Raw genomic sequence first — 23,518 nt, forward strand, 5'->3', positions numbered from 1 at the left:
CCGTGGACATCAAGCTCAAGGCCGTCGCCGTACCCGTGTCCGACGTCGACCGAGCCAGGCACTTCTACCGTGCTCTGGGTTTTCGCCTGGATCTCGACCAGGCCGAAGGCGACGTCCGGGTCGTCCAACTGACCCCGCCGGGCTCCCAGTGCTCGATCATCATCGGCACCGGCATCAGCTCGGCCGAGCCCGGCTCGGCCGTATGCGTGCTGAGGGTGAACGATCTCGGGGCGGCCGTCGCTGACCTGCGCGCACGTGGCGTGGCACCGAGCCCCGTCTCCCACTGCCCAGCCGGATTCGCTTGCCTGACCTTCACCGATCCTGACGGCAACACCTGGCTGCTCGTCGACGACGTACCTGTGCGCTGAGGATTACTGTGGCATCACCTTGAAGGGGGTGGGGATGCCAGCGCTCGACGCCTTCTCACATGTCTCGCTCACGGTCACCGATCCGGAGCGTAGTGCCGTTTTCTACAACCGGGTGCTCGGCACCGAGACGATGTTCTCGTCCACGGGTGACACCGAAAGGTTGATCATCGTCGCCCGCCCAGGCGTGATGATCGCGCTGTGCGGCCATCCCGGTACGACGGACCAGAGCTTCGACCCCGTCCGGATCGGGCTGGACCACTTCGCCTTCCAGGTCCCGTCGCGATCGGAGCTGGAGGCCTGGCACGTCGGCCTTGTCGCCGACGGCGTGACCTGCTCGGAGATCGAGGTGAGTCCGTTCGGACTGCACCTCAACCTCAAGGATCCGGACAACATCGCGATCGAGCTCTTCGTCTCCGAGCCGGCCTGACACACAGCAGCCGGCCGGAGCATGATGCTCCGGCCGGCTCGTTCTCCGAGATGTTCAGCGGGCGGCTCGCTCGATCACCTTGGTCACGGCCGCGGGCTGCGACACTGCGACCAGGTGGGAAGCGCCTTCGATCTCCACCTTCGTCGCGCCCGCCCGGGTGGCCATGAACCGCTCGGCGGCGGGGGCGATCGCCTTGTCCCCGGTGGGGATGACGGCGTACTTCGGGAGTGCCGCAGGAGCACTCTTCTCGACCGGCTCGGAGAAGGCCGACGCCGCCACCGGCCGCTGGGCGGCGAGGAAGACTGCCCCCTGACGGGCCGGGATGTCCGCGCCGAGGACCGGGCCGGCTGTCGCCGGATTCAGCGCGAGGTCCACCCCGCCTGGGTAGCTGATCACGGTGGTGATGTCGCCGAGCTCACTGCCAGGGAACTGCGAGTTCAGCGCGCCCAGCGTCTCACCCGCCTGAGGGATGAACGCGGCCACGTAGACCAGCGACTTCACCCCGGCCGTGCCGGCCAACTCGCTGACCAGGGCGCCGCCGTACGAGTGACCGACCAGCACCTTCGGTCCGGAGATGTTCGCGAGTACGCCGCTGAGGTACGACGTGTCGGACGCGATCCCCCGCAGTGGCACGGCGGGAGCCACGACGTTGTAGCCGTCACTCTGGAGCCGGCTGGTCACGCCGGACCAACTGGAGCCATCGGCGTACGCCCCGTGCAGCAGGACGATCGTCGGCTTCTCCGTGGCTTGTCCGGACGTGGCGGCCTGCGCAGTGGTCGCGCCGGCCAGCAGCAGGCTGGCACCCAGCACCGCGAGGAGAAGGTTTCTACTCTTCAGCATCAGCTTTGTCATGGTTCTCACACCTCTACCTGGTTCGTCGCGACGGCTGGAATGTTGCGGGCTTCGATCGCCCGGACGGAGTTGTCGAAGGCCGTGCCCAGGACGCGCTTGCCGAAGAAGGCGAAGACGAACGCGAGCAGGTGGCCCTTGACGTTCTTGCCGTCGCGCACGATGACGACATCGATCTCGGTCGCACCGTCGGACCGCCGCTTGAGGGTGTAGGTGTAACCGGAATCGCCGCCCCAGACACTGGAGTCGGTAGTCGTGAGGACGATGTGGTTCGGGTCGGACCAGTCGTAGCGCAGGCGTTCCCAGACACCGCCCGAGCCCTCGGTGACGTCGGCGTACCCAGGTCCCTGGTCGTGCACCTTCAGGTCATCGTCGTGGCTGTTGGCGAAGAGCTTCGAGCGGCCGGGCCCGAAGTCCGTGAGCCCGGCAACGAACTGCTCGGGCGTCGAGGTGGTCACCTCGGTGAGGTGAATCGTGGTCATGGCGTCTTCCAATCCTTGAAGGGGTTCCGCTGCTACCACTGTTAGTCAGTGGTTGACGCGTCACCCCAGTGGAAGACACTGGTCTATCTCCTAGCGCGGGCTCTCGACCCCGGCCTTCACACCAGGGTCGTCACGCCCTGGGCGCCCGGTAGCACTCTCGGGCGGGACAACGAGGGCGTCAGCGCAGTACGGCGTCGCCTGCGTGAACCGCACGCAGGGCGCGCTCAACAGTCTCCTGCTGTTCGCCGACCGGGGCGACGTAGCCGATGACGTCGCGCGCGGCATCCTCCCCGAGCATTCGAGTGATCACCCAGGTGGCGAGATACTGTGATGCCAGGCAACCGCCCGCCGTCGCGATGTTTCCCTCGGCGTGGAAGGGCGCGTCCAGCACGGTGACGTCGCAGGCTTCGACAAAGGGTCGGCTCTTCAGGTCGGTGCAGGCTGGCATGCCATCCAGCAGACCGAGCCGCGCCAGCACCAGCGCGCCGGAGCACTGCGCACCGATCAACTGTCGCGACGGGTCGAGCGGCAACCTGGAGATCATCCGGTCGTCGGCGACCACCTCTCGCGCCTTCACCCCGCTACCGATCAGCACGACGTCGGCTTCGGTCACGAACTCCATCGGGCGCTGCCCGGTCACCTCGACGCCGTTCATGGAGGCGACCACCGGGGTCGGCGTCGTGATGAAGGCCTCCAGACCGTCCTTCCGGCACCGGTTGATCAGCGCGGAGGCGATGAAGCTGTCGAGTTCGTTGAACCCGTCGAAGGTGACCACCGCGACCTGCATCACAACTCCCTAAGTTCCGACCTGAGGACCGCACTCGCCGGCCCGCCCGCCCGCTGACCTCTCGGGGACACCGGGCCAAGCTCGTCGGAAAGGATAGTCATGATCGCGACCCTGGCGGTCCCAGGGGCTGGACTGGGGACTACCACGGGCGCGAAGTGTCGCCGTCGGAGCGATGGTCGTTCTATCAACCACAACCGATGGGAGTGCATCCCATCTGAGAGGGAGGACAACCCACATGACGAAGCGCATCGACAAGGTCACGGTGCTCGGAACCGGCGTACTCGGTTCGCAGATCGCGTACCAGACCGCGTACTCCGGCTTCGACGTCACGGCATACGACATCAGCGACGAGATCGTCGAGAAGGCCAGGCACGGGTTCGCCGACCTCGCGGCCCGCTACGAGAAGGAGGTCGACGGGGCGTCCGACGGCCCTGCCCAAGCGGCCCTGCGAGGATCACGTATTCGTCGAGGCTCGATGACGCGGTCCGCGACGCGGACCTCGTAATCGAATCGGCGCCCGAGCGCCTAGACATCAAGCGCGAGCTCTACACGAAGTTGGGGCCGCTCGCGCCGGAGAAGGCCATCTTCGTCACCAACAGCTCGACCCTGCTGCCCAGCGCGCTGGCAGACGCGACGGGCCGGCCCGACCGCTTCCTCGCGCTCCACTTCGCCAACGTGATCTGGGTCCACAACACCGCTGAGATCATGGGCCACGCCGACACGGATCCGGACGTCTACGATGCCGTGGTCGACTTCGCGCGCCGGATCGGCATGGTGCCCATCGAGCTCCGCAAGGAGCAGCCCGGCTATGTCGTGAACTCGCTCCAGGTCCCGTTCCTCCAGGCCGCCCAGGCCCTCGTCGTCAAGGGCGTCGCGGACCCCGAGACGGTGGACCGGGCCTGGCGCACCGCGACGGGAGCGCCGCACGGCCCGTTCCAGGCCCTCGACGTCATCGGGCTCATCACCGCCTACAACATCGACGCGGCCGGCGACGAGGAATCCCGGGCGAACGCCCTCTACCTCAAGGAGCACTACATCGACCAGGGCAAGCTGGGCCGAGCCACCGGCGAAGGCTTCTACAAATACGACACCGGGGCCGCGTGATCGAGAGATCCGCGCCCGAACACGAGGAGTCCGAACCCATGGAGTCCGAACCCAAGGAGCGAAGGCGAATGCCTGCCGAAAATGACCCCGGACCCTACGAAACGCTCACCGTACGTGAAGGAGGGGCGGTCCTGTTCGCGGAAATCTGGAACCCTCCCATGAATCTCCTGGACCCTGAGCTGGTCCGTGATCTGGTCTCCCTCATCCAACGAGCCGAGGCCGACGACACCATCCAGGTACTCGTGTTCAAGAGCAGGGACCCCGACTATTTCATCTCTCATGTGGACCTCACCCGGATCGCGGAGTACCGAGCGGAAGCGGCGAAGCTGGTCGGGGAGCCGTCCATCGCACTCCTGTTCCACTACCTGAGCGCCAGCCGCGTGGTGACCATTGCGCAAATAGAGGGACGAGTACGCGGTGCCGGTAGCGAATTCGTGCTGGCCTGTGACATGCGGTTCGCCGCGCGCGAGTCGGCGATCTTCGGTCAGTTCGAGCCGGCGTTCGGCCTACTCCCCGGCGGAGGAGCCACTCAACACCTCGTTCGCCTCATGGGCCGCGCCCGAGCGCTCGAGGTCATGTTGAGCGCGGACGACTACGACGCGGAGCTTGCCCAACAGTACGGCTGGATCAACCGGGCCCTGCCTGCCGGCGAGATCGACAACTTCGTCCGCGCGCTCGCTCATCGGATCGCCGGCTTTCCCAGCCCGGGTCACGTCGCGGTCAAGGACCGTGTCAATGCGATAGCGCTCGCCCCGGCCGAGGACTTCCGTCGCGACTCCGACACTTTCGCAGCTGGCGTGCGCGACCCAGAGGCGCAGGCGCGCATCCGAAGTGCCTTTGAGCGTGGTCTCCAGACCCGAGACGCGGAAATGGACCTCGCCCGGATGCTCGGCGATCTACCCGACAACTGATGGGCGCGGGCGGAGGTTGGTTTGCTGCTTCGAAGGCTTCGCGGATGTGGTTGCCTCCATACGCTCGAGGATGTTGCCTATAGCATGCATCAGGACCGCGGTCGGGGTACATCGACGCTGGCAACCGATTCCGCGTGGATGTAGCGGGGGCCACGGAAGAGCGATGCGGCGGCACCGATCAGCGACATCAGTATCGCGAGCATGAGTACGATGACCAAGCCATGGTGGAAGGGACCCGAGATGAGCTGTGGGAAGAACTCCTTGCTGGTCAACGTGCCCAGATCGGCGCCTCTGGTGGCTGAGGCGGGCAGCGCGCCTAGCGTCGTCCCGAGTGGGTTGTAGCCGAGGAATGCGGCGAACAGGCTGCCGACCGGCGGTTGGTTCGCGATGCCGGCCGCGACAGCCGGCGACACACCGTGAGCCTGCAGGCCGTTCGTAAGCGCGCCGGGCAAGGTCTGCGCCAGCCCGACGATCATCAGGGTGAAGAAGACCCCGATCGACAGCGACGTACCCGAGTTGAAGAAGGTGCCGCGCATTCCTGATGCGGCGCCGCGCCGGTTGGCCGGGACGCTGCTCATGATCGCGCTGGTGTTCGGCGCCGAGAACAGTCCCGAGCCGATGCCGTTGAGCACCAGCAGACCAGCGAATGCCCAGTCGTTGAAGTCGGTCGGCAGCAGCATCAGACCGAGGAGGCTCACCGCGACCAGCACCAGTCCGCCGGTCGCGAAGGTTCGCGCGCCGAACCGGTCGGAGTAGTAGCCCGACAGCGGCCCCGCGAAAAGGAACGCCACGGTCAGCGGCAGCAGATAGATACCCGCCCACAGTGGGGTGCTCGAGAAGCTGAATCCGTGCAGGGGCAGCCAGATGCCCTGCAACCAGATGATCAGCATGAACTGCAGTCCGCCGCGGCTGACCGAGGCCAGCAGGCCGGCAAGGTTGCCCGCGGAGAACGCCCTGATCCGGAACAGCGACATGTCGAACATCGGATCGTCCACGGACGCCTCGACCAGGCAGAACACGACCAGCAGGGCGACGCCGCCGACCAGCCCGGTCAGCACCCACGGATTGGTCCAACCCATGTCGTGCCCGCCATAGGGCTGGATTCCATAGGTGATCGCGACCAGAAGCGCGGTCAGGCCGACCGCGAACAACCCGTTGCCCCACCAGTCGATCCGCGTCACCGCCGAACGGGCGCTGGTCTCCCGCAAGCTGCGGTAGGACCACACCGTGCCGAGCAGGCCGAACGGGACGGACACGAAGAACACCAGGCGCCAGTCGACGGGAGCCAACAGGCCGCCGACAATCAGCCCGATGAACGAGCCGCCGATGGCGGCAACCTGGTTGATCCCCAGGGCAAAGCCCCGGCGCTCCACGGGAAACGCGTCGGTCAGAATCGCCGTCGAGTTGGCGAACAGCATCGCCGCGCCGACGCCTTGCACGACCCGCCAGATGATCAGCCACAATGCTCCGCCGCCTTGCGTCAGCGGATCGAACACCAGCGCCACCGACCCGAGGGTGAACACTGCGAAGCCCAGGTTGTAGATCTTCACCCGGCCATAGAGGTCGCCGAGCCTGCCCAGCGTCACGACCAGAACAGCGGTCACCACCAGATAGCTCATCAGCACCCACAACAGGTAGCTGACGTTGCCCGGGCGCAGCGGGTCGAGCCGGATGCCGCGGAAGATGTCCGGCAGCGAGATGATCACGATCGACGAGTTGATGGTCGCCATCAACGTGCCGAGCGTCGTGTTGGACAAAGCCACCCACTTGTACCGCCGGTCATCACCCTCGACCGCGAAGCGGGACTTCGACTTGGCGCGGGAACTCACTTGACTCTTCGCCACGATCAAGGCACGACCACGACGACGGGTGCGTCCTTGCGGCAGGTGATCCGGTGGCTGAGGGAGCCGGCGAGATGGTGCCACATCTTCGCGGACCTGCCGACCACGAGGACAGTGGCGTGGAGGGTGCGCGCGATGTCAGTCAGCGTCTGGGTGGCGTCGCCGTAGTTGCTGATGAAGCTGATCGAGATGCCGAGGTCGCGGGCGCGGCGCTCCGCCTCGTCCCTGAGCTCGCTGGCGAGCTCTTCTCGGAGGTCCTCGGCGCCGACGTAGTCGTAGGGCGCGCCGTAAACGGCCGCCGGGTCGGTGAAGGGCATCACATAGACCACGATGAGTTTGCCCTGGGAGCGGATGGTTGCCCCCGCTGCCCAGGAGAACGCGTCCCAACTGGTCCGCGAACCGTCCACTCCGGCGACGATGACGGGTGCAGGGTCGGCCGGGCCCGCGGGATTCGGTGTCCGCTCTGCGGCGGTGTCTTGGGTCATGCGATCACCTCATTGGCAACGAATGGTCAGCCTGTCTGGCTGTCCTGACTTTCGGCGGCAAGCTCGGTCAGGCGCAGCAACGCCGGCAGCGCCGCAGCGAGAGCTTCGGCTTCCCGTTCGTCGAGCTTGTCGATCAACCCCGTGAGCACCGCCGCGCCGGCGCGGCGCATCGCGCGAAGGTGTTGCCGCCCGGCCCGCGTGATGGCGACCAGCACAACCCGGGCATCGGCGGGGTCGCGGCGGCGTTCGGCGAGGCCGAGCCCTTCCAGTTGAGTCACCAGAGCCGTCATCGACGGCTGGGTCACTTCCTCGCAGGCGGCCAGATCCGTCAACCGCCGCGGGCCGCTGCGCTCGAGGGTGACCAGCGTCGAGGCGGCGGTCAGACCAAGGCTGCGGTCCCGGCGCCGGATCGCGACGCCGGCCAGCGCGAAGAGTGTCTCGCCGATGACGGCGCTGTGTTCGGCCACGCCACAAGTATAGGCGGGCCTATATAGATGCGGTAATGGAAACCGCTGTGCGGACCGCTCTGGCAGAGAGGTCCGCGCATCTCACTCCCTCCCGTTCAGGCGATGGTGTCGATTTCGAGGGTCCCGACGGAACGGGGGAACCGGTGCACCTCTTGCGGCCAATCAAGCGCGACGGCGATCCGGCCGGCCCAGTACCGCGCGGCATCGTCATCCGCGACGTCGACCACAGCGAAGCCGCCCAGGTGCTCCTTGGTCTCGACGTACGGCCCGTCAGTGAAGACCGGCTCTCCGTCTTGCGCCGTGACGCTGCACACCGTGGTCGAGGCGTCGAGACCCCCGTTGCTGAAGACGAAGACGCCCGCGGCCTTCATCTCCTCGATCACGGGCCTGACAGAGGTGGCCTTCTCGCGCACCTCCTCCAGCGTGAAGTCCGGCACCCACTCGTCGTTGAAAGTGATCAGATACTCCGCCACTGTCGTCTCCTTCTCAGGCAGGACGAGGGCCGACTGGTGGCTCCTCGGCTACGGCAGCCAGGACAGCCGCCGCTCACCAACTCCACGAACGGCAGCGCTCTGATACGACACCATCCCAGAGACTAATTTCAAGACGGTCCCGGGCGGGCTGGTGCCGCCGAGCTATTCACTGGGGGTGAAGTACTCGGCGAGGACTTGCTTCATCAGGGGGAGCCAGGCGTCGCAACTCTGGGCGGCGATCTCCACGGCAAAGGGCAGAAAGTCCTCGGGGTCGACACGGTGGCGGGACAAGGTCTCCACGATCGACCCCAGCACAGTTTCGACTACCTGACCACCAGCCTCGTTCTGCAGGAAGCCGCAGACGTTCTGTCGCACGGTGTCCGTTGCGATCAGCCGATCCGGCAGCCGCACCTCAGCCGCCGTCAGGTACGAATAGAGCGCGCGGCTGTACTGTTGCCGCTCCGTCGCCGATGCTCCCCGGGAGCAGATGCGCGGGGTACTCGCCAGGTCCAGCAGTCGATGCACCGGGCCGAGCATCAGCAGGTTCTTCTCCGGCACCCTGAACGTAAACCACGTCATGGTGGCGAACGGCCGGAACCCCGACTCGCAGAGGGCGCGGGCTTGCGCCTCGACGTCGGCCGGCTTGACGCCTGCGTTGCCGTACAGGTTGATGTCGGCGGCAACGGCCTCGGGTGTGAGCAGCAGGATGTCCTTGAGAGACTGCACCGCAGGGTCGAGTACTGGCGGCGCACCAGTGACATCTGTGCTGGGCGGCAATGCGGTCCTTCTCGTACCTGACCCCGTGCTTCCTCCGCCGGTGCCGTCTCCGTCATCGCCGTCACATCCGAACAACGCCGCAAGAGCAATCACCGCGACGCCAACACCGATAACTCGACGCAAAACCATGCCCCGCTCCCCCCGCCGACGAGGCTCCGCAGGCGGCCGAGCTACCGGCGGAACCCTCGCCAGTTGACGCTACGCCGCCACCGGCACCGCAACAAGGGTCGCCAGCACCGTCTCCCGAGCACGAGTGGGGGCCCGCTTCAAGGATCAAGCTTTGTGCTGTTCGATGGTTGCGGGCATGCCGAACGCGGCGACGTGGTGGGCTCCGACGAAGGCGTTGCTCTCCACGATCTTGCCGTTCTCGATCGTGAGGACGTCGACGACCATTGCGTCGTACTGGTCGCTGCCAGGGTGACGGAGATAGCAGATCAGGGCAGGCCGTCCGTTGGCAGCGGACGGGAAGGTGCGCCAATCCAGAGGTCTAGCCAGGAACTCGGCCGCCGCATCGCTCCCGACGACTGGTGGGTCCGGCGGCATGGTGATGCGCACGTCGTCGGCCAGCAACTCCCGGACACTCGCGGGATCGGTAGCCGCCGCATAGCGACGCAGGATTTCCTCGTCCTCGCTGGTCAGTACCGGCCTGCGCCACGCTCGGGAATCGCCCGGCGCATAGTGACGGAGGGTCTTCCGGGCACGCTGGATCAGACTGTTCACCGCAGGTACCGCGAGGCCGAGAGCGTCGGCGATCTCAGCCGGTGTCCAGCCGGAGACGTCACGCAGGACGAACGCCGCGCGCTGCCGTGGCGGCAGATACATCAGCGCGGCGATCAGGGCGAGTTCGACCGTCTCCCGTGCCACCAGATCTGATGGCGGATCCTCGCCCAGCAGCGAGTCGGGATAGGGGCCGATATCGGTGCACCACTCCATCGGGTCGCCGACCGGTACGGTCCGTCGCGCCGCCGCCTTGCGGTGATCGAGGTAGACATTGGTGGCGATCCGGTAGAGCCAGGTCCGCATCGAGGCCCTCCCCTCGTACTGCGTCCGGGAGCGCCACCCGCGCAGGAAGGTCTCCTGGACCAGGTCGTCTGCGTCGGCGACGTTCCCGGCGAGTCGGTAGCAGTGCGCATGCAACGGGTGCCGGTGCTCCTCGAACGCCTCCCGGAACCACACCTCGTCCGCGGTGCTCCTCATGCGCTCAGGTCCTCCGGATCATGGTGGTCGCCACCGTACCAACGCCGTACCGGAGACCGTCGCGAAGAAAGTGCGATGACGATTCGCCGGGTCGCTCGTCGATATTCATAACACCAAACGAGCCTGCACCGCCCAGACCGACGAGGAGAAACCCAATGACTGGAGCGACCGCATCACCGCCGATCGTCGACCGTGAGACCTGGAGCCGTGAACGCCGGGCCCTCCTCGTCCGGGAGAAGGCCCACACCCGTGAGGGCGACGCGATCGCGGCGGCCCGGCGCCGGCTACCGATCACCGAGGTGGACGCGTCGGCCACATTGATCGGCCCGAACGGACCGGTACCGTTCCTGGACGTCTTCGACGGCCGCGACCAACTCATCGCGTACAAGCACATGTGGCATCTGGGCGCGGGGATCGAAGGCCAGTGCGAGGGCTGCACCGCGAGCATCTTCGACGTGCACGACGTCAGCTACCTGAACCATCGCGGGGTGTCCTTCGCGGTCTTCTGCGAGGGACCGTGGGAGGAAATCGCGCCGTTCCGCGAATTCATGGGCTACACGCTGCCGTGGTACTCGATGCTCGGGGTCGAAGATCACGGTGTCGGGGCCGGGCTCATCGACGAACCGGGCTACATCGCCTGCTACCTGCGCGACAGCGACCGTGTGTTCCTCACCAACGAGACGATCGCTCGCGGCGTCGAAACGACCATGGTGCAAGCCCACCTGCTCGATCTGACGGTCTACGGCCGGCAGGAAGCCTGGGAGGACTCGCCGGAGGGTTGGCCGCAGGATCGGACGTACACCTGGTGGACGAAAGACGGTCGCCCCGTCCCGCAGTGGACCAGGCCGGGCGCCGCACCCCTCGACGAATCCCCCAGCGCACCAGGCAAACACTGCTGCGGGTGAGCTGCATACGCCAGGGCCGCCAGACGCTTGGGTCTGGAGGCGATCCTCCGCCTCAAGAGCTGTTTCATGGTGTATTCCTTCGAACGTGGAGGACTGGGCGCCCGCAGATCGAGGACTGCCCAGCCTCGACCTCAGGGTCCTACTGCCGGCTACCCGCCGCTTGGGCGGCCTGCTTGATGAGATCGGCGACCACCTGCGGGTTCGACACGTAGATCGCGTGGCTGCCGGCGGCCTCGACGACCGTCGCGCCCGACCGCTCCGACATGGCGCGCTGCGCTGGCGGAGGGATCATCCGGTCTTCGGTGGCCACCAGGTACCAGCTCGGCTTCACCCGCCAGGCCGGCTCGGTGATCGCCTCGCTCAGGGCATCGACTCCCCAGGGCACCTGGGCGTCGGCCATGAACGCGGACAGCTTGGGCGGCAGGTCAGCGGCGAACGAGTCGGCGAACTTGGCGCGGTCCAGGAACAGGAAGCCGTCCTGCGGAGGCAGGATCGGCGGGACGGGCGCACCCGGCGGCGGGTCGGCGATGAGCGTGTTGACCGACTCACCCTTGTCCGGAGCGAAGCCGGCGATGTATGCCAGCGCGGTCACCTTCTCGTGCGTGCCGGCCTCGGTGATGACCGCACCACCGTAGGAGTGCCCGACCAGGACGGTAGGACCGTCCTGGAGGTCGAGGACTCGAGAGGTGACGGTTACGTCGTCCTCCAGCGAGAGGGTCGGGTTCTGCACGATGCTGACTTGGTACCCGTCCTCGACGAGCAGGTCGTACACACCCTGCCAGCCCGAACCGTCGACGAAGCCTCCGTGCACGAGAACGACGTTCCGTACGGGTGCTGTAGTGCTCATGGTCGCTTTTCTCCCTTCAATGGACCGGACGTTTCCGGTGGCTCGAAGGTAGATTCGCGACCTCCACCAGCGCTTACGTCATATGACTGAGTTACCGATGCGACCTGAATGGCGACAGACCGTAGGGCCCCAGGGAGAGCCGCTCCGCTGTTCCCACCTAGCATCTGGGCAACTGGCATGAGTGTTCTCCCGACGGCCGCCGGAGGTGTCGTGAACGCGGTGCGCTGGAAGACTGCGCCGTTTACTGGTCACCAGCTCCGGTACGCGGTGACCGGGAGCGGCCCGGCGGTGGTGTTACCCAAGAAGGACCGCGGCTCCTACGTACCGTTCGAGCGGCTCGCGGACCAGTACACGATGGTGCAGATCGAGCCGCTCGGGTTCGGCCGAAGCGACCGCCCGGACCCCTACCCGGCAGTCGGCATCCACGAGCAGATCCTCTCGATCTGCGACCAGGAAGACATTCCCGAGTTCGCGGTGTGGGGCTTCTCGCAGGGTGGCGCAATGGCCTGCGCGACCGCTCAAGCAACCCCCCGGGCTCGCCTGATGGTGTGCGGTGGGTTCAACGTACTGCGTGGCTTGTCCGACGCGTGGCTCGCCCGGATGAACCGGGAGCGTCGCATCCCGGTCGGCAGCCGAACGTTCTGGAACTGGTTCCATAGCTACGACTGGCACGCCGAGCTTCGCCAGATGGCAATACCGAAGTTGATGTACTGGGGCACTCTGGGTGCGCAGCGCGTGTCGCTCAAGGACCAGTACATCCTTCGCGGTCTCGGGATCGAGGTCGCCGAGTTCGCCGGCCTTGACCACGGCCGCTGCGGTCTCGGCGATCCTGCAAGCCCCGCGACAGACCTGGTGGCCGACTGGCTGCAGCGCCATGGATGGGGCTCATAGCAACGATCCACATCGCTCGCCGGGACCGATCCGCCCGACGGGCTCGGCTGGGGAATGAGCTGACGCCGTTCCCGACTCCCTAGGGACCCCCTCAGGCCAGGGATAGGGACGAATTCCGATGTGCGGGTCCACCTCAGACGAGCAGATTCGGCGTGTCAGCAGGGAGCCGGCAGACACGAGGAGCACCAGATGTTCACGACCGACTCGGTCGCCACCGCACGGCCTCGCGTCCTGGTCATCGGCGGCAAGGTCAAGCATGTGCGCAAGGCCCGGGAGCTCGGCCTGGACGTGGTTCACGCCCAGTTCCCGGACGCGTATGACCGCGGCCACTGGCCGTACGTCGATCAGGCGCTGCTGCTCGACTACGGCGACGTCGACCGGCTCCTGCCGCTGGTCCGGGCGTTGCACGAGGCGTACCCGTTCCAGGCGGCCGTGTCGCTGTCCGAGCTCGGGCTGATGCCGACGGCGCGGGTCAACGAGGCGCTCGGCCTCGGCGGCGAGTCCGTCGCCACCGTGGAACTGCTGCTGGACAAGTGGCGGATGCGCCGGCACCTGGCCGCGAAGGGCATCAGCCCGGTGGCCTCCGCGGTCGGCCGTTCGGCACAGGACGTTCGGGAGTTCGTTGAGGCGCATGGGCTCCCGATCATCGTCAAGCCGATCCGCGAATCGGGCAGCCTGGGGGTCTTCCGCGTCCGCGACCGAGCCGACGTGGAGGTCGTTGCCGAACGGTACCGGTCCCTCGACGACGGGCATTGGGCGATCGGCGACCTGTCCGATGCCGATTCCTTCGACGAGTTCCTCATGGAGGAGTTCCTGGACGGCCCGGAGATCAGCGTGGAGACCCTGAGCTTCGACGGCCGGCATGTGGTCGTCGCGGTGACCGACAAGGAGATTGGCGACGGCGGTTTCGTCGAGATCGGACATTCGCAGCCCAGCCGCTGCTCGGCCGAGACGCTGCACGAGGTCAAACGGTTGGTGGCAGACTTCCTCGACGCGGTGGGGCTGCGCAACGGCCCAGGGCACACCGAGGTCAAGCTGACGTCGCGCGGCCCGCGGATCGTCGAGTCGCACAACCGCGTCGGCGGTGACCGGATCAACGAACTGGCCGAGATCGCGTACGGCGTCGACATGGAGCGCTACGCACTGGGCGCCAGGTTCGGCGTGGTGGAGTCGCTGACCAAGTCGCCCGAGCCTCGGAGCGGAGCGGCCGTCCGGTTCCTCACGCCGGAGCCCGGACGGGTCGTCCAGGTGACCGGCGTCGACGCCGTACGCGCGGACCCGGCGTACGTCGACGTCCAGGTGGACGTGGAGCCGGGTGACTTCGTACCGCCGCTGACCTGGAACGAGGACAAGGTCGGTCATGTCATCGCCCGCGGCGCCACGGCCGCCGAAGCGATCGCCAACGGCAGGCGGCTGGCCGCGGCGATCCACGTGCGCACCGAACCCGTCTCGTGAGCACCGCGCCGCCGGACCGGTCAGGCGTCGACGAGCCGCGATTCCGCGACGCCTTGCGGAGCCTGCCCGGCCGGGTATGGATCGTCAGCCTCGGCATCCTGGTCAACCGGGTCGGCAACTTCCTGCCCGTGTTCATCGTGCTCTACCTGACCGGGCGCGGCTATTCCGCCGGTGCCGCGGGGTTGGTGCTGGGCGCGTCCGGTCTGGGCAACGTGCTCGGCAACGCCGTCGGTGGCTACCTCGCTGACAAGATCGGCCGGCGATGGACCATCGTGGCGTCGGCTGTACCCACCGCCGGGCTGACGGCGATCGTGCCGTCCCTCGGATCGTTCCCGATCCTCGTCGCGGTGGTCGGTCTCATCGGCGTGACGTCGCAGATCTACCGGCCGGCCGCGGCCGCGGTGCTGCTCGACTCCGTGACGACCAACCAGCAACGGCTCGCCGCCTTCGCGGTGTTCCGGTTCGCGTTGAACATCGGCGGTGCCCTGGGCGGCGTCATCGGCGGTGTGCTGGCCAGCACCTCCTATGTGGCGCTCTTCCTGGGCAATGCCGCCGCGTGCCTGCTGTTCGGCGTGGTCGTGGCGGTGCTGCTGCGGGATGCGCCCCAGCCGCGGACCGACCAGGACGACGCGGACATGCAGGCGGACCGGACGGTCGGGTACCGGCAGGCGCTCGCCGACCGCGCCCTGGTGCGATTCCTGCTGATGACCGCGGTCGGCGAGTTCGTCTACATCCAGTCCACCGTCGGCCTGCCCCTGCACGTCAGTGAGGTGGGTCTGAGCGCGCGCGACTTCGGTCTCCTGATCGGGCTCAACGGTCTGGTGGTGCTGGTGCTGGAGCTGCCGACCACCGGGGCGGTCTCGCGGTACCGGCCGGAGTACGTACTTGCTATCGGCAACCTGCTGATCGGTGCCGGTCTCGCGCTGACCGGGTTCATGAACGGCATGGTCCTGCTGTCGGCGACGGTGCTGATCTGGACGCTCGGCGAGATGATGTCCAGCTCTGTCGCCATGGCCTACCTGGGAGGTCTGACTCCGCCGCGGATGGCCGGGCGCTACCAGGGGTTGTACGGCGCGGCGTACACGATCGGTACAGGCGCCGGACCGCTCATCGGCGGCGCCGTGTACGCGATCGGCCCGTGGGCGCTGTGGGCCCTCGTCGGCGCGGCCGGGCTGCTGGCCGCGCAACTCTGTCTGCCGCGCCGCCGCGCGGCGGGCTTAGCTCGCGGCGGCGCCGAACCACTTCGGTAGGTGGCTGAGGAGATCCTCCTGGTCTTCGCCGACCCATGCCACGTGGCCGTCGGGGCGCAGCAGTGCCGCGGGCAGGTCCAGTTCTTCGCTGACGTCGACGACGTGGTCGACCCGATCCGCCCAGCCCGCCACCGAGAGCCCGCCGGTCTGGTCGAGCAGCAGCCCGCGGCCTTCGTGCATCAGCTCGTAGAGGCGTCCCCGCTTCAGTTCGACATCCCGCAGTCGCCGGCCGAGCAGTTCATGCCCCTCGCCGAAGTCGTAGCGGATCCCGATCGCGATGATCTTCTCGGTCAGGTACCGGTTCGCGTCCTCGAAGTCCATCAGTTCCGACACCAGGCGGCGCACTGCCTGCGGACCCGGCTCGAGGGACATCAGCGTCATCTGAGCGCGGGTGAGGTCCAGCACGTCGGCGGCCACCGGGCGCCGTTCGGTGTGGTAGCTGTCCAGCAGCCCTTCCGGTGCCCAGCCGTTGAGCTCGGCGGCCAGTTTCCAGCCCAGGTTGAACGAATCCTGGATGCCGAGGTTGAGCCCCTGCCCGCCGGTCGGCGGGTGGATGTGGGCGGCGTCGCCGGCCAGCAGCACCCGGCCGGCCCGGTAGCGCTCGGCCAGCCGAGTCGCGTCGCCGAAGCGGGAGAGCCAACGCGGTGAGTGCGCGCCGAGGTCGGTGCCGGCGGTCACCTGCAGCTGCCGCTTGAACTCCTCGAAGGTCGGTGGGACTCGGGGGTTCTCGGCCAGCCCGGCGGCCGGTACGACGACGCGATACACCCCGTCGCCCAGCGGCCCGGCGCCGAACATCAGCTGGGTCTTGCGGACCTCGGTATTCACCTCGGTGATGGTCTCCAGCGACGCGGTCAGCGTCATCTCGCCCAGGAGTGCCTCGACCCTGGCTGGCTCGCCGGGGAAGGCGATGCCGAGCAGCTTGCGCACCGTACTGCGGCCGCCGTCACAGCCGACGAGGTAGCGCGAGCGCAGCTCCGTACCGTCGGCCAGTTCGACGGTCACCCCGTCCTCGTCCTGGCTCAGCCCGACCAGCTCGCAGCCGCGCCGGAGCTCGACGCCGACCTCGATCGCGTGCTCGGTCAGCAGGCGGTCGGTGGTGGTCTGTGGGATGCCCAGGGTGTACGGATGTGCGGTGTCCAGTCGCTCCGGCGACGGTTTGGGAATACCGGCGAAGAAGCCACCGACCGGGTACTGCTTGCCGAGGGCAAGGAATCGCTCCAGCATACCGCGCTGGTCCATCACCTCTACGCTGCGCGCGTGCAGGCCGAGCGAGCGGACAACCTCGGTCGGCTCCGCGTCCTTCTCCACCACAAGCACGTGTACGCCGTGCAGCCGCAACTCGCTCGCCAGCATCATGCCGGTCGGTCCGCCACCGGCAACGATCACGTCAATCATGAAAACCCCCGATTCGACAAGGTTGTATTACGGCCAGCTGCTCCGCGCAGACCGGCGGCGCGCACACCGGCGCCTTCGCGAATCCCTGCTTTTCCGCAGGTTCTGGCTTCGGCTGGAGATTCTGCTGCATGACCCGGGTCTTGCCGCAAGCCCCCAGGTGCGCTATATCTTGGATGTGGCAAGGAGTGAGTAACCTCCTTGCCTCTACTTATGTCCGCTGTGGAGGGTGTATGACCGCCACCACAGCCCGCCGGACCGGCGGTGGGAAGAAGATCCGTGATCGGCAGCGCCTGGCCCATCTGGTGGCCGGGGTGGCACTGGTCGCCTACGTGTACCTGCCGGGCGACCTCAGCCCGGCTCTCGAGACGGCCGTCCGCTGGGTGATCCTGCCGGTGCTGGCCGGGTCCGGTGTGTTGATGTAGCACTGGCCGAAGGTCCGGCGCTGATCCACAACCTCGAGACCGACGCCGAGTAACCGGTTTCGTCGGTCTTGGCAGCGGGTGGTTTGTGGCTCATATTGAGACTCTGCCGGACGGTGTTTCGCGGGTGGAGCGCCCGTCGGCCGGCTTCATGAGCAGGGGGAAATGATGGGTGACGTGCAGATCCCGGCGAAGGCCGTCTCGGCCACCGGCCAGGACATTCTGGATCCGACCGCCGCGCTCCTGCGCGGGGTGAACCTTCTCGGGACGGCAGAGGACAACAAGCAGGCAGACAGTTTCGGCGCCACCTTCAAGGGGCCGCCGGCGAGCGTCGCGCTGATCGAGGCCGGTGCAACCGCCGCCAGCAAGTGGTGGGCGACAGGCCTGGCCGCAGGTGTCGCCGTGGCCTGGGGGCGGGTTGCGGTCTGGTGGGACGGCCAGCAACCCGACACCCAGCGGGCCGTCCTCTTGGCGGCCGGCATCGTCACCGCGGCCGCCGTGCTCGGAATCGCGTACCTGCTGGGCTCCGACGTCCGCGGCCGGTCGATCGCCGCGGTGGCAACGATCGAGGCCCGCGCCCGGATAGCCGAGGCGATGATCCAAACGGCCCAGGTATCCGCCGCAGCTCCGACGGCAACGGCGACACCCTCGACCCAACTGGTGACGCTGCCAGAAGCCTTCTCTGTGCGCCATACGGCGCTGGCTGGAGCCGACGAAATCGGCTGGCGCGCGGTCGCAGTACTGACCGACGGAAAAGACATCATCAAATACCTGGTCATCAAAGGCGCGGCCCACGAATGGGTCGACGCCGCCGGCATCGCCACAACCTCACCCAACTGAGAACAGGCACGCCCCCAACTCACGAAACGGGTGCTGCGGCCTGGGCCACCCTGCCGAATCTGCGGGCTTGTCGTCGCCGATTGCTGGTCGCCGGGCGTTCGTTCGGTGGTCATCGAAGAATCGGCGGCGGGCTACATCGGGGTCCCAAGGTGGCAAAGCGCCGAATGGTCGGCGCATCAGCACGTGGAAGTGAGGCCCCCGATGAACGACTCCCCCGACGCGCCCACCGGCATGAGCCGCCGCCGGCTGCTCGGCTCCGGCGCAGCAGCGGCCAGCCTGGCTGCGGCATCGCTCGCGCTGCCTCCCAACGTACGCACGGCTCTTGCCTCGCCGCCCCCGAAGCACGGCGGGCTGAAGGACATCAAGCACGTCGTCATGCTTATGCAGGAGAACCGCAGCTTCGATCACTACTACGGGACCCTGTCCGGTGTGCGGGGTTTCGATGACCCTCACGCGCAGCGGTTGCCCAACGGCAGGAACGTCTTCTACCAGCCCGACCCGTCCAACCCGGACGGCTACCTGCTGCCCTACCGGCTCAACACGAAGATCACCGCGGCTCAGGCGATCCCGTCGATGAGCCACGCATGGGCGGTACAGCACCAGGCTTTGAACGACGGGAAGATGGACAACTGGGTACCGGCGCACATGGCTGCCGACGGCCCCATCGACGGCCAGTACACGATGGGGTACTTCACCCGCGAGGACATCCCCTTCCAGTTCGCCCTCGCCGACGCGTTCACCGTCCTGGACGGCTACCACTGCTCGGTCCTCGGGCCGACCGGCCCGAACCGGCACATGTGGATGTCAGGCACCCTGGACCCGAACGGCCTGGCCGGCGGACCATCGCTGACCACCGGCGGCCCGGCGAACCAGTTCAGCTGGACGACGTACCCCGAGCGACTGCAGAAGGCGGGCGTCAGCTGGAAGATCTACCGTCAGCCGGGAGGTCTCACCGGCGCCGCGGCGATCAGCAAGTGGAAGGCGTTCGGCAGCGCCCAGCCGGGCGACCCGATCTACGACAACGGCGTCGCCACCCAGCCACTGGGTCAGTTCGAGTACGACGCGATGAACGACCAGCTGCCCACGGTGAGCTGGATCCTCCCGCCGTCCGGCTTCGATGAGCACCCGGCCGCGCTGCCCGCCGCCGGTGCGACCTTCGTCGCCGGCAAGATCGACGCCATCGCGGCCAACCCCGAGGTCTGGGCCAAGACGGTCTTCATCCTGTCCTACGACGAGAACGACGGCATGTTCGACCACGTGCGGCCGCCTCTTCCCAAGCCCGGCACGCCCGACGAGTTCGTGTTCAAGACGTCCAACACCGGCGAGGTCGGCGGCGGCCTGCCCATCGGGTTGGGCTTCCGGGTGCCGTGCATCATCGTCTCGCCGTGGACGACCGGCGGCTACGTCTTCTCCGAGACCTCCGACCACACCTCGCAGCTGCGCTTGCTGGAACGGATCACCGGCGTGAAGGAGACCAACATCAGCGACTGGCGCCGCGAGACGGTCAGCGACCTGACCGGCGCGTTCCGGTTCGGCGATGCTAAGCACGCGCCGTCCCTGCCTGAAACCACCGGACAGTACAACCTGGCGCAGTACGAGGCTTCGCAACTGCCGCTGCCCACCATCCCGGGCAGCGATCAGAGCGTCCCCCGCCAGGAGCCGGGCCACCGACGGCACGTCGGCTGAGCTGACCCCGCCGCCCACGCCGAGATTGACCTGTTGCTGCCTCCCGGCTGCCATGCCGGGAGGCACAACCCGCCGGGAGTCCGCCCTACTGGCCGCCGAGGTGCTTGCCTCTGTCAACGGACTGTTGCTGTCAGGTCATCAGGCCCGCGCTCTTGGCTGCCTGCTCGAGTTCGGCGGGCGTGCCTGTCCAGATGGTACGGACGTGTTCGGTGATGACGTCGACGGGCCAGTTCCACCAGGCGATGCGCAGCAACCGGTCGATGTCCTCGTCGGAGTACCGCTTCTTCAAAGGCCGCGCTGGATTGCCTCCGACCGTGGTGTAGGGGGCGACATCCGCGACGACCATCGCTCCCACCGCGATGATCGCGCCGTCGCCGATGGTAACGCCGGGCATGACGACGGCGTCGCGGCCGATCCATACGTCGTTGCCGATGACAGTGTTGCCGCGGCTGCGGATCCTGGGGAGAATCTCCGCGGTCTTCTCGAACCAGGTTCCACCGAAGATGAAGAACGGAAAGGCTGTCGACCCCATCATCGGGTGGTTCGCGGACGACAGCAGGAATTTGGCGCCCATGGCAACGGCGCAGAACCTGCCGATGATCAGCTTCTCGGGACCGGCTGTGTAGAGCACGTTCCTGGTCCCGAAGAGAGTCGGATCGTCCGTGTCGTTGTAGTAGGTGAACTCTCCGACCTCGATCTTCGCCGAGGTGACCAACGGCTTCAGGAAGACCATGTTCCCTGCCTGGTCGTCGATCATCGCCGGCCAGCGGATTCTCGCCGGGTCAGGGACCGTGGTCATCTCACCGGCCCCTTCTCCTGGCTCCTGCCGCGGCCATCACCAGTCCGATCACGATGATGATCGGACCGGCCACCGCCCAGAAGGTGGTGCCACTCATCGCGCTGCCGCCGATGACGTCGGCGCCCTGCAGGGTGAAGAGAAGTCCCAGCAGTGCCACCACGGCACCGACGACGACCCACAGACGTTTCCTCATGTTGTTCGGCTCCCTTGTAGACCATCCGTCGCTGGTTGCGAACGGATGAGTTGCGCTGCTCGCTCAGCAATCGCGTAGACAGTCGCGTTGGTGTTGGCGGAGATCGGTGCGGGCATCACCGACGCGTCGGCGACCCTCAGGTTGCTGACTCCGTTGACTTGGAGGCTGGTGTCGACCACGGTCCCGATGGCGCAGGTTCCGGCGTAGTGCGAGTAGCTTCGGAGGTTGGTCCTGATGTAGCTCCGCAGGTCTCCCTTCGCTCGCACCTCCGGTCCCGGCAGCGCTTCCCCGCCGCACCACGGGGCCAGGGCCGGCGCGGCGCCGATCTCGCGCGCGATGCGCAGTCCCGCCGCCACGATGTCGATGTCACGAGGGTCGGTGTAGTACGCGGGATCAATCACCGGGTGTGCGTCAGGCCTGTTGCCGGCCAGGCGGAGGGAACCGCGACTGTACGGCGCCATCAGCGAAACCGCGATGGTGTAGCCGTGACCGAAGTCGGGGCCTGGCAACGAGTCCGCGCGCAGCGGAACGTCCACGAACATGAGCTGGACATCTGGGCCGTGCCCGCCGATACCAGTGCTCAGCAGGCCCTGGACCTCGCCGTGGTTGTTGACCCCGGGCGGCACCGGCTGCGCGGATTGGTAGACCACACCGCACATCGGATGGTCGTGCAGGTTCGCGCCGACGCCGGGCAGGTCCTCGACGACCTCGATACCGAGGTCTTTCAGGTGATCCGCCGGCCCGATCCCGGACAGCATCAGCAGTTGCGGCGTACCGATGGTGCCCGCCGCGAGTACGACCTCCGCCGTACAGCGAGCGACGAACGTCTCTGCGCCTACGTGATACTCCACGCCTGTGCACCGATCGCCGTCCAGCAGCACCCGATGTACCAGCGCGTCGGTGACCACATCCAGGTTCGGCCGGCTCAGGACCGGGGTGAGATAGGCATCCGCCGCGCTCTGGCGCCTGCCGTCAACGATGCTCAGGTCGCAGAATCCGAAGCCCTCCTCCAGGCCGCCGCTGATGTCCCGCGCGATGGGATGACCGGCTTGTCCCGCTGCCTCCAGACCGGCTTCTGCGATGGGATGCCGCTGGACAGCAGGCCAAGGCATGAGCGGACCACCAGTGCCGCGCAGCGCAGGATCGCGACCTTCGGTGTGTTCGCTTCGCTTGATGGACGAGGACCCGCCCAGCCCGCGGCCGCGCGGCCAGGGCACGCACGCACCGGTCACGCGCTGCGGCACGGTCTGATCAGCCCAGTCGGCCGTGGATCCCATCAGGCTGGGCCAGGCCGGCGGGATCGCCATCGACTCCAGCGGACGCGCGCTACCCGCCTCGAGCAGCAACACCCGTACGCCGTACTCCGACAAACGCGCCGCCAGCACGCAGCCCGCAGTACCACCGCCCACCACCACGTACTCGTAACTCGGCATTGCAACTCCTCATGGTTCCGGGTCGCTGGTCCCCCGGGCAGCCCTCACCGCGGGGGACCAGCGGGTTGGTCAGCGGGCGGTCAGGATGCCCAGCAGGCCGTGCTGCTCGTTGTCAGGCCCGGAGCTGAACCAGACCGCGTTCGGCCCACCGGCGACAGCGTCACCGGTCAGCAGGCTCCACAGCCGCTCGATCTTGATCACGTGACCCCTGGTGTCGGTGAGAGTGCCCAGGAACCGGCCGGTGTGCGGGTTGTAGGCGTGGATCGTCCCGTCGCCGAAGTTGCCGACGAGCAGGTCGTTGGAGAACTTGCCGAACTTCGGTGGCGCGATCTCGAGCCCCCACGGCGAGTTCAGGGCGCCGGCCGAGGCGACCCGCTGCTCATGCGTCCCGATGGTCGTGAACCGGTCGACGAAGCCGCGACCAGCGCCGTCCGCGGTGTCCTGCTTGTCGGCGTCCTGCTTGGCGAAGGTGACGTAGACAGAGTTGCGGAGGACCTGGACGTTGAAGGGTGCGTAGCCGCGCGGCAGGGACCGGTCACGGAACATGCTTCCCACGTTGATCTTGTGGAACGAGGAGTTGAAGACGTCGATGCTGTTGTTGTGGAAGTTGGCGGCCAGCAGGAGCGGACCGAACGGGCTCGAGACCTCGGTGAGGCCGGTGTAGATGGCTCCGGGAGTGGTGGCGACCGTTACGGCCTGAGTACCGGCCGCGCCGTTCCAGGCGGCGATGGTTCCGCCGACGGTGGCGAAGAGGAAGTTGGCCGTCGCTTTGGTGCCCGGCACAACGAAGCCGGACGACGCGCTGTTGAAGGTCTGGCCGGTGACTGGGCCCCCGGGCACCTTGACGACCAGTTGCTTGCCCGCCGGTGCGGCCACGACCGGAGTCCCCTTGACCGCGCCGGAGTACAACGTCGCGACGCCCTTGTTGGTGTCCGATACCCAAACGGGCGTGTCCGGGCCCCGAGACATGCCCCAGGGGTTCACCAGATTGGGGTCGGTGAGTTTGGCCTTCCCCGGCTGGTCGGACACCAGGTTCGTCTGGGTGACACCGTGGACCGGCATCGCTTGGTGGGAGTGCTGGTACGGCGCGGCGATGGCGGGTCCGGTCGCGACCATCGCGGCCGAGGTCATGGCAGCGGCGGCGAGAACCACTGCGGGTAGACGCTTTGCGAACATCGTGCTGTTTCTCCTTCGGGTTGCCGGCCAGATAGTTGCCGGTTGATTGAATTCTCAATCG

27 protein-coding genes are annotated in these 23,518 nt (G+C 67.2%); 12 read left to right on the forward strand and 15 right to left on the reverse strand.

The annotated features are described in order from the left end of the window. The first annotated feature begins 2 nt into the window (after positions 1–2). Positions 3–368 (forward strand): VOC family protein, encoded by a 366-nt coding sequence (locus ACFPJ1_RS08295; RefSeq protein WP_380102593.1) that lies wholly within the window; start codon positions 3–5, stop codon positions 366–368. Positions 369–402: 34 nt separating this feature from the next. Continuing rightward, complete coding sequence (locus ACFPJ1_RS08300) at positions 403–795, forward strand: VOC family protein (protein ID WP_380102595.1); 393 nt, start codon at positions 403–405, stop codon at positions 793–795. Positions 796–849: 54 nt separating this feature from the next. On the opposite strand, the gene ACFPJ1_RS08305 is transcribed toward ACFPJ1_RS08300, so the two are convergent. From ACFPJ1_RS08305 to ACFPJ1_RS08315, 3 genes are all read right to left on the reverse strand, one after another. Further along, the gene (locus ACFPJ1_RS08305; protein WP_380102597.1) at positions 850–1,647 is read right to left on the reverse strand and encodes an alpha/beta fold hydrolase; all 798 of its coding nucleotides are present in this window, start codon (positions 1,645–1,647) and stop codon (positions 850–852) included. Between the two features lie 5 nt (positions 1,648–1,652). After that, on the reverse strand, positions 1,653–2,126 hold the full coding sequence (locus ACFPJ1_RS08310) for a hypothetical protein (RefSeq protein WP_380102599.1): 474 nt from the start codon (positions 2,124–2,126) through the stop codon (positions 1,653–1,655). A gap of 178 nt (positions 2,127–2,304) precedes the next feature. After that, the gene (locus ACFPJ1_RS08315) at positions 2,305–2,913 is read right to left on the reverse strand and encodes a DJ-1/PfpI family protein (protein ID WP_380102601.1); all 609 of its coding nucleotides are present in this window, start codon (positions 2,911–2,913) and stop codon (positions 2,305–2,307) included. A 235-nt stretch (positions 2,914–3,148) separates the two neighbouring features. On the opposite strand from ACFPJ1_RS08315, the gene ACFPJ1_RS08320 reads away from it, so the two are divergent. From ACFPJ1_RS08320 to ACFPJ1_RS08330, 3 genes are read left to right on the forward strand one after another with little or no spacing between them, the layout of a single operon-like run. Continuing rightward, complete coding sequence (locus ACFPJ1_RS08320) at positions 3,149–3,418, forward strand: 3-hydroxyacyl-CoA dehydrogenase NAD-binding domain-containing protein (protein ID WP_380102926.1); 270 nt, start codon at positions 3,149–3,151, stop codon at positions 3,416–3,418. After that, on the forward strand, positions 3,367–4,017 hold the full coding sequence (locus ACFPJ1_RS08325; protein WP_380102928.1) for a 3-hydroxyacyl-CoA dehydrogenase: 651 nt from the start codon (positions 3,367–3,369) through the stop codon (positions 4,015–4,017). The genes ACFPJ1_RS08320 and ACFPJ1_RS08325 overlap by 52 nt, the downstream gene beginning before the upstream one ends. Before the next feature lie 38 nt (positions 4,018–4,055). Continuing rightward, on the forward strand, positions 4,056–4,928 hold the full coding sequence (locus ACFPJ1_RS08330; RefSeq protein WP_380102603.1) for an enoyl-CoA hydratase/isomerase family protein: 873 nt from the start codon (positions 4,056–4,058) through the stop codon (positions 4,926–4,928). An 89-nt stretch (positions 4,929–5,017) separates the two neighbouring features. Here ACFPJ1_RS08330 and ACFPJ1_RS08335 read toward each other — a convergent pair whose 3' ends face one another. From ACFPJ1_RS08335 to ACFPJ1_RS08360, 6 genes are all read right to left on the reverse strand, one after another. Then, the gene (locus ACFPJ1_RS08335) at positions 5,018–6,757 is read right to left on the reverse strand and encodes an MFS transporter (protein WP_380102605.1); all 1,740 of its coding nucleotides are present in this window, start codon (positions 6,755–6,757) and stop codon (positions 5,018–5,020) included. Positions 6,758–6,774: 17 nt separating this feature from the next. Further along, positions 6,775–7,254, reverse strand: coding sequence for a universal stress protein (locus ACFPJ1_RS08340; RefSeq protein ID WP_380102607.1), 480 nt, complete (start codon positions 7,252–7,254; stop codon positions 6,775–6,777). Between the two features lie 26 nt (positions 7,255–7,280). Then, positions 7,281–7,721 (reverse strand): MarR family winged helix-turn-helix transcriptional regulator, encoded by a 441-nt coding sequence (locus ACFPJ1_RS08345; protein ID WP_380102609.1) that lies wholly within the window; start codon positions 7,719–7,721, stop codon positions 7,281–7,283. A 95-nt stretch (positions 7,722–7,816) separates the two neighbouring features. After that, positions 7,817–8,194, reverse strand: a complete 378-nt coding sequence (locus tag ACFPJ1_RS08350; RefSeq protein ID WP_380102611.1) for a YciI family protein — start codon at positions 8,192–8,194, stop codon at positions 7,817–7,819. Positions 8,195–8,356: 162 nt separating this feature from the next. After that, positions 8,357–8,920, reverse strand: a complete 564-nt coding sequence (locus ACFPJ1_RS08355) for a hypothetical protein (RefSeq protein ID WP_380102613.1) — start codon at positions 8,918–8,920, stop codon at positions 8,357–8,359. 324 nt (positions 8,921–9,244) lie between these two features. After that, positions 9,245–10,168: an RNA polymerase subunit sigma-70 gene (locus ACFPJ1_RS08360; RefSeq protein ID WP_380102615.1), complete on the reverse strand. Its 924-nt coding sequence runs from the start codon at positions 10,166–10,168 to the stop codon at positions 9,245–9,247. A gap of 155 nt (positions 10,169–10,323) precedes the next feature. Here ACFPJ1_RS08360 and ACFPJ1_RS08365 point away from each other — a divergent pair, with 155 nt between their 5' ends. Then, the gene (locus ACFPJ1_RS08365; RefSeq protein ID WP_380102617.1) at positions 10,324–11,073 is read left to right on the forward strand and encodes a DUF899 family protein; all 750 of its coding nucleotides are present in this window, start codon (positions 10,324–10,326) and stop codon (positions 11,071–11,073) included. Positions 11,074–11,212: 139 nt separating this feature from the next. Here ACFPJ1_RS08365 and ACFPJ1_RS08370 read toward each other — a convergent pair whose 3' ends face one another. Then, positions 11,213–11,920: an alpha/beta fold hydrolase gene (locus tag ACFPJ1_RS08370; RefSeq protein WP_380102619.1), complete on the reverse strand. Its 708-nt coding sequence runs from the start codon at positions 11,918–11,920 to the stop codon at positions 11,213–11,215. A 177-nt stretch (positions 11,921–12,097) separates the two neighbouring features. Between ACFPJ1_RS08370 and ACFPJ1_RS08375 the strand changes: the two genes are divergently transcribed. The 3 genes from ACFPJ1_RS08375 to ACFPJ1_RS08385 all read left to right on the forward strand — a co-directional run bounded on the left by ACFPJ1_RS08375 (position 12,098) and on the right by ACFPJ1_RS08385 (position 15,516). Continuing rightward, positions 12,098–12,811 (forward strand): alpha/beta fold hydrolase, encoded by a 714-nt coding sequence (locus ACFPJ1_RS08375; RefSeq protein ID WP_380102621.1) that lies wholly within the window; start codon positions 12,098–12,100, stop codon positions 12,809–12,811. Positions 12,812–13,000: 189 nt separating this feature from the next. Beyond that, a complete protein-coding gene (locus tag ACFPJ1_RS08380) occupies positions 13,001–14,266 on the forward strand; it encodes an ATP-grasp domain-containing protein (RefSeq protein WP_380102623.1) in 1,266 nt (421 codons plus the stop codon). Then, entirely contained in the window at positions 14,263–15,516 is a 1,254-nt protein-coding gene (locus ACFPJ1_RS08385) for an MFS transporter (RefSeq protein ID WP_380102625.1), read from the forward strand. The genes ACFPJ1_RS08380 and ACFPJ1_RS08385 overlap by 4 nt, the downstream gene beginning before the upstream one ends. Here ACFPJ1_RS08385 and rox read toward each other — a convergent pair. Continuing rightward, entirely contained in the window at positions 15,484–16,911 is a 1,428-nt protein-coding gene (gene rox / locus ACFPJ1_RS08390; protein WP_380102627.1) for a rifampin monooxygenase, read from the reverse strand. The genes ACFPJ1_RS08385 and rox overlap by 33 nt on opposite strands. 230 nt (positions 16,912–17,141) lie before the next feature. On the opposite strand from rox, the gene ACFPJ1_RS08395 reads away from it, so the two are divergent. The 3 genes from ACFPJ1_RS08395 (at position 17,142) to ACFPJ1_RS08405 (ending at position 19,856) form a co-directional block, all read left to right on the forward strand. Beyond that, complete coding sequence (locus tag ACFPJ1_RS08395; RefSeq protein ID WP_380102629.1) at positions 17,142–17,333, forward strand: hypothetical protein; 192 nt, start codon at positions 17,142–17,144, stop codon at positions 17,331–17,333. A gap of 165 nt (positions 17,334–17,498) precedes the next feature. Further along, positions 17,499–18,170: a hypothetical protein gene (locus ACFPJ1_RS08400; RefSeq protein ID WP_380102631.1), complete on the forward strand. Its 672-nt coding sequence runs from the start codon at positions 17,499–17,501 to the stop codon at positions 18,168–18,170. 201 nt (positions 18,171–18,371) lie between these two features. Further along, the gene (locus ACFPJ1_RS08405; protein WP_380102633.1) at positions 18,372–19,856 is read left to right on the forward strand and encodes an alkaline phosphatase family protein; all 1,485 of its coding nucleotides are present in this window, start codon (positions 18,372–18,374) and stop codon (positions 19,854–19,856) included. Positions 19,857–19,986: 130 nt separating this feature from the next. On the opposite strand, the gene ACFPJ1_RS08410 is transcribed toward ACFPJ1_RS08405, so the two are convergent. The 4 genes from ACFPJ1_RS08410 to ACFPJ1_RS08425 form a co-directional block, all read right to left on the reverse strand. Beyond that, complete coding sequence (locus tag ACFPJ1_RS08410) at positions 19,987–20,655, reverse strand: CatB-related O-acetyltransferase (RefSeq protein ID WP_380102635.1); 669 nt, start codon at positions 20,653–20,655, stop codon at positions 19,987–19,989. 1 nt (position 20,656) lies between these two features. Beyond that, entirely contained in the window at positions 20,657–20,848 is a 192-nt protein-coding gene (locus ACFPJ1_RS08415) for a hypothetical protein (RefSeq protein ID WP_380102637.1), read from the reverse strand. Beyond that, positions 20,845–22,281 carry a GMC family oxidoreductase gene (locus ACFPJ1_RS08420; RefSeq protein WP_380102639.1) on the reverse strand — a complete coding sequence of 479 codons (1,437 nt, stop codon included), beginning with the start codon at positions 22,279–22,281 and terminating at the stop codon, positions 20,845–20,847. The genes ACFPJ1_RS08415 and ACFPJ1_RS08420 overlap by 4 nt, the downstream gene beginning before the upstream one ends. 69 nt (positions 22,282–22,350) lie before the next feature. After that, complete coding sequence (locus tag ACFPJ1_RS08425; RefSeq protein WP_380102641.1) at positions 22,351–23,457, reverse strand: TIGR03118 family protein; 1,107 nt, start codon at positions 23,455–23,457, stop codon at positions 22,351–22,353. Positions 23,458–23,518: the final 61 nt, after the last annotated feature.

This window comes from Kribbella qitaiheensis (genome assembly GCF_042657745.1).
In the GTDB taxonomy this organism is placed as follows: Bacteria; Actinomycetota; Actinomycetes; order Propionibacteriales; family Kribbellaceae; genus Kribbella; species Kribbella qitaiheensis.

Excerpts from the sequence above, each read along its gene's own strand:
- ACFPJ1_RS08300 (WP_380102595.1), top strand. The coding sequence starts at position 403 with ATGCCAGCGCTCGACGCCTTCTCACATGTCTCGCTCACGGTCACCGAT.
- ACFPJ1_RS08305 (WP_380102597.1), bottom strand. The coding sequence starts at position 1,647 with ATGACAAAGCTGATGCTGAAGAGTAGAAACCTTCTCCTCGCGGTGCTG.
- ACFPJ1_RS08310 (WP_380102599.1), bottom strand. The coding sequence starts at position 2,126 with ATGACCACGATTCACCTCACCGAGGTGACCACCTCGACGCCCGAGCAG.
- ACFPJ1_RS08315 (WP_380102601.1), bottom strand. The coding sequence starts at position 2,913 with ATGCAGGTCGCGGTGGTCACCTTCGACGGGTTCAACGAACTCGACAGC.
- ACFPJ1_RS08320 (WP_380102926.1), top strand. The coding sequence starts at position 3,149 with ATGACGAAGCGCATCGACAAGGTCACGGTGCTCGGAACCGGCGTACTC.
- ACFPJ1_RS08330 (WP_380102603.1), top strand. The coding sequence starts at position 4,056 with ATGGAGTCCGAACCCAAGGAGCGAAGGCGAATGCCTGCCGAAAATGAC.
- ACFPJ1_RS08340 (WP_380102607.1), bottom strand. The coding sequence starts at position 7,254 with ATGACCCAAGACACCGCCGCAGAGCGGACACCGAATCCCGCGGGCCCG.
- ACFPJ1_RS08360 (WP_380102615.1), bottom strand. The coding sequence starts at position 10,168 with ATGAGGAGCACCGCGGACGAGGTGTGGTTCCGGGAGGCGTTCGAGGAG.
- ACFPJ1_RS08365 (WP_380102617.1), top strand. The coding sequence starts at position 10,324 with ATGACTGGAGCGACCGCATCACCGCCGATCGTCGACCGTGAGACCTGG.
- ACFPJ1_RS08370 (WP_380102619.1), bottom strand. The coding sequence starts at position 11,920 with ATGAGCACTACAGCACCCGTACGGAACGTCGTTCTCGTGCACGGAGGC.
- ACFPJ1_RS08375 (WP_380102621.1), top strand. The coding sequence starts at position 12,098 with ATGAGTGTTCTCCCGACGGCCGCCGGAGGTGTCGTGAACGCGGTGCGC.
- ACFPJ1_RS08380 (WP_380102623.1), top strand. The coding sequence starts at position 13,001 with ATGTTCACGACCGACTCGGTCGCCACCGCACGGCCTCGCGTCCTGGTC.
- rox (WP_380102627.1), bottom strand. The coding sequence starts at position 16,911 with ATGATTGACGTGATCGTTGCCGGTGGCGGACCGACCGGCATGATGCTG.
- ACFPJ1_RS08395 (WP_380102629.1), top strand. The coding sequence starts at position 17,142 with ATGACCGCCACCACAGCCCGCCGGACCGGCGGTGGGAAGAAGATCCGT.
- ACFPJ1_RS08400 (WP_380102631.1), top strand. The coding sequence starts at position 17,499 with ATGGGTGACGTGCAGATCCCGGCGAAGGCCGTCTCGGCCACCGGCCAG.
- ACFPJ1_RS08405 (WP_380102633.1), top strand. The coding sequence starts at position 18,372 with ATGAACGACTCCCCCGACGCGCCCACCGGCATGAGCCGCCGCCGGCTG.
- ACFPJ1_RS08410 (WP_380102635.1), bottom strand. The coding sequence starts at position 20,655 with ATGACCACGGTCCCTGACCCGGCGAGAATCCGCTGGCCGGCGATGATC.
- ACFPJ1_RS08415 (WP_380102637.1), bottom strand. The coding sequence starts at position 20,848 with ATGAGGAAACGTCTGTGGGTCGTCGTCGGTGCCGTGGTGGCACTGCTG.
- ACFPJ1_RS08420 (WP_380102639.1), bottom strand. The coding sequence starts at position 22,281 with ATGCCGAGTTACGAGTACGTGGTGGTGGGCGGTGGTACTGCGGGCTGC.
- ACFPJ1_RS08425 (WP_380102641.1), bottom strand. The coding sequence starts at position 23,457 with ATGTTCGCAAAGCGTCTACCCGCAGTGGTTCTCGCCGCCGCTGCCATG.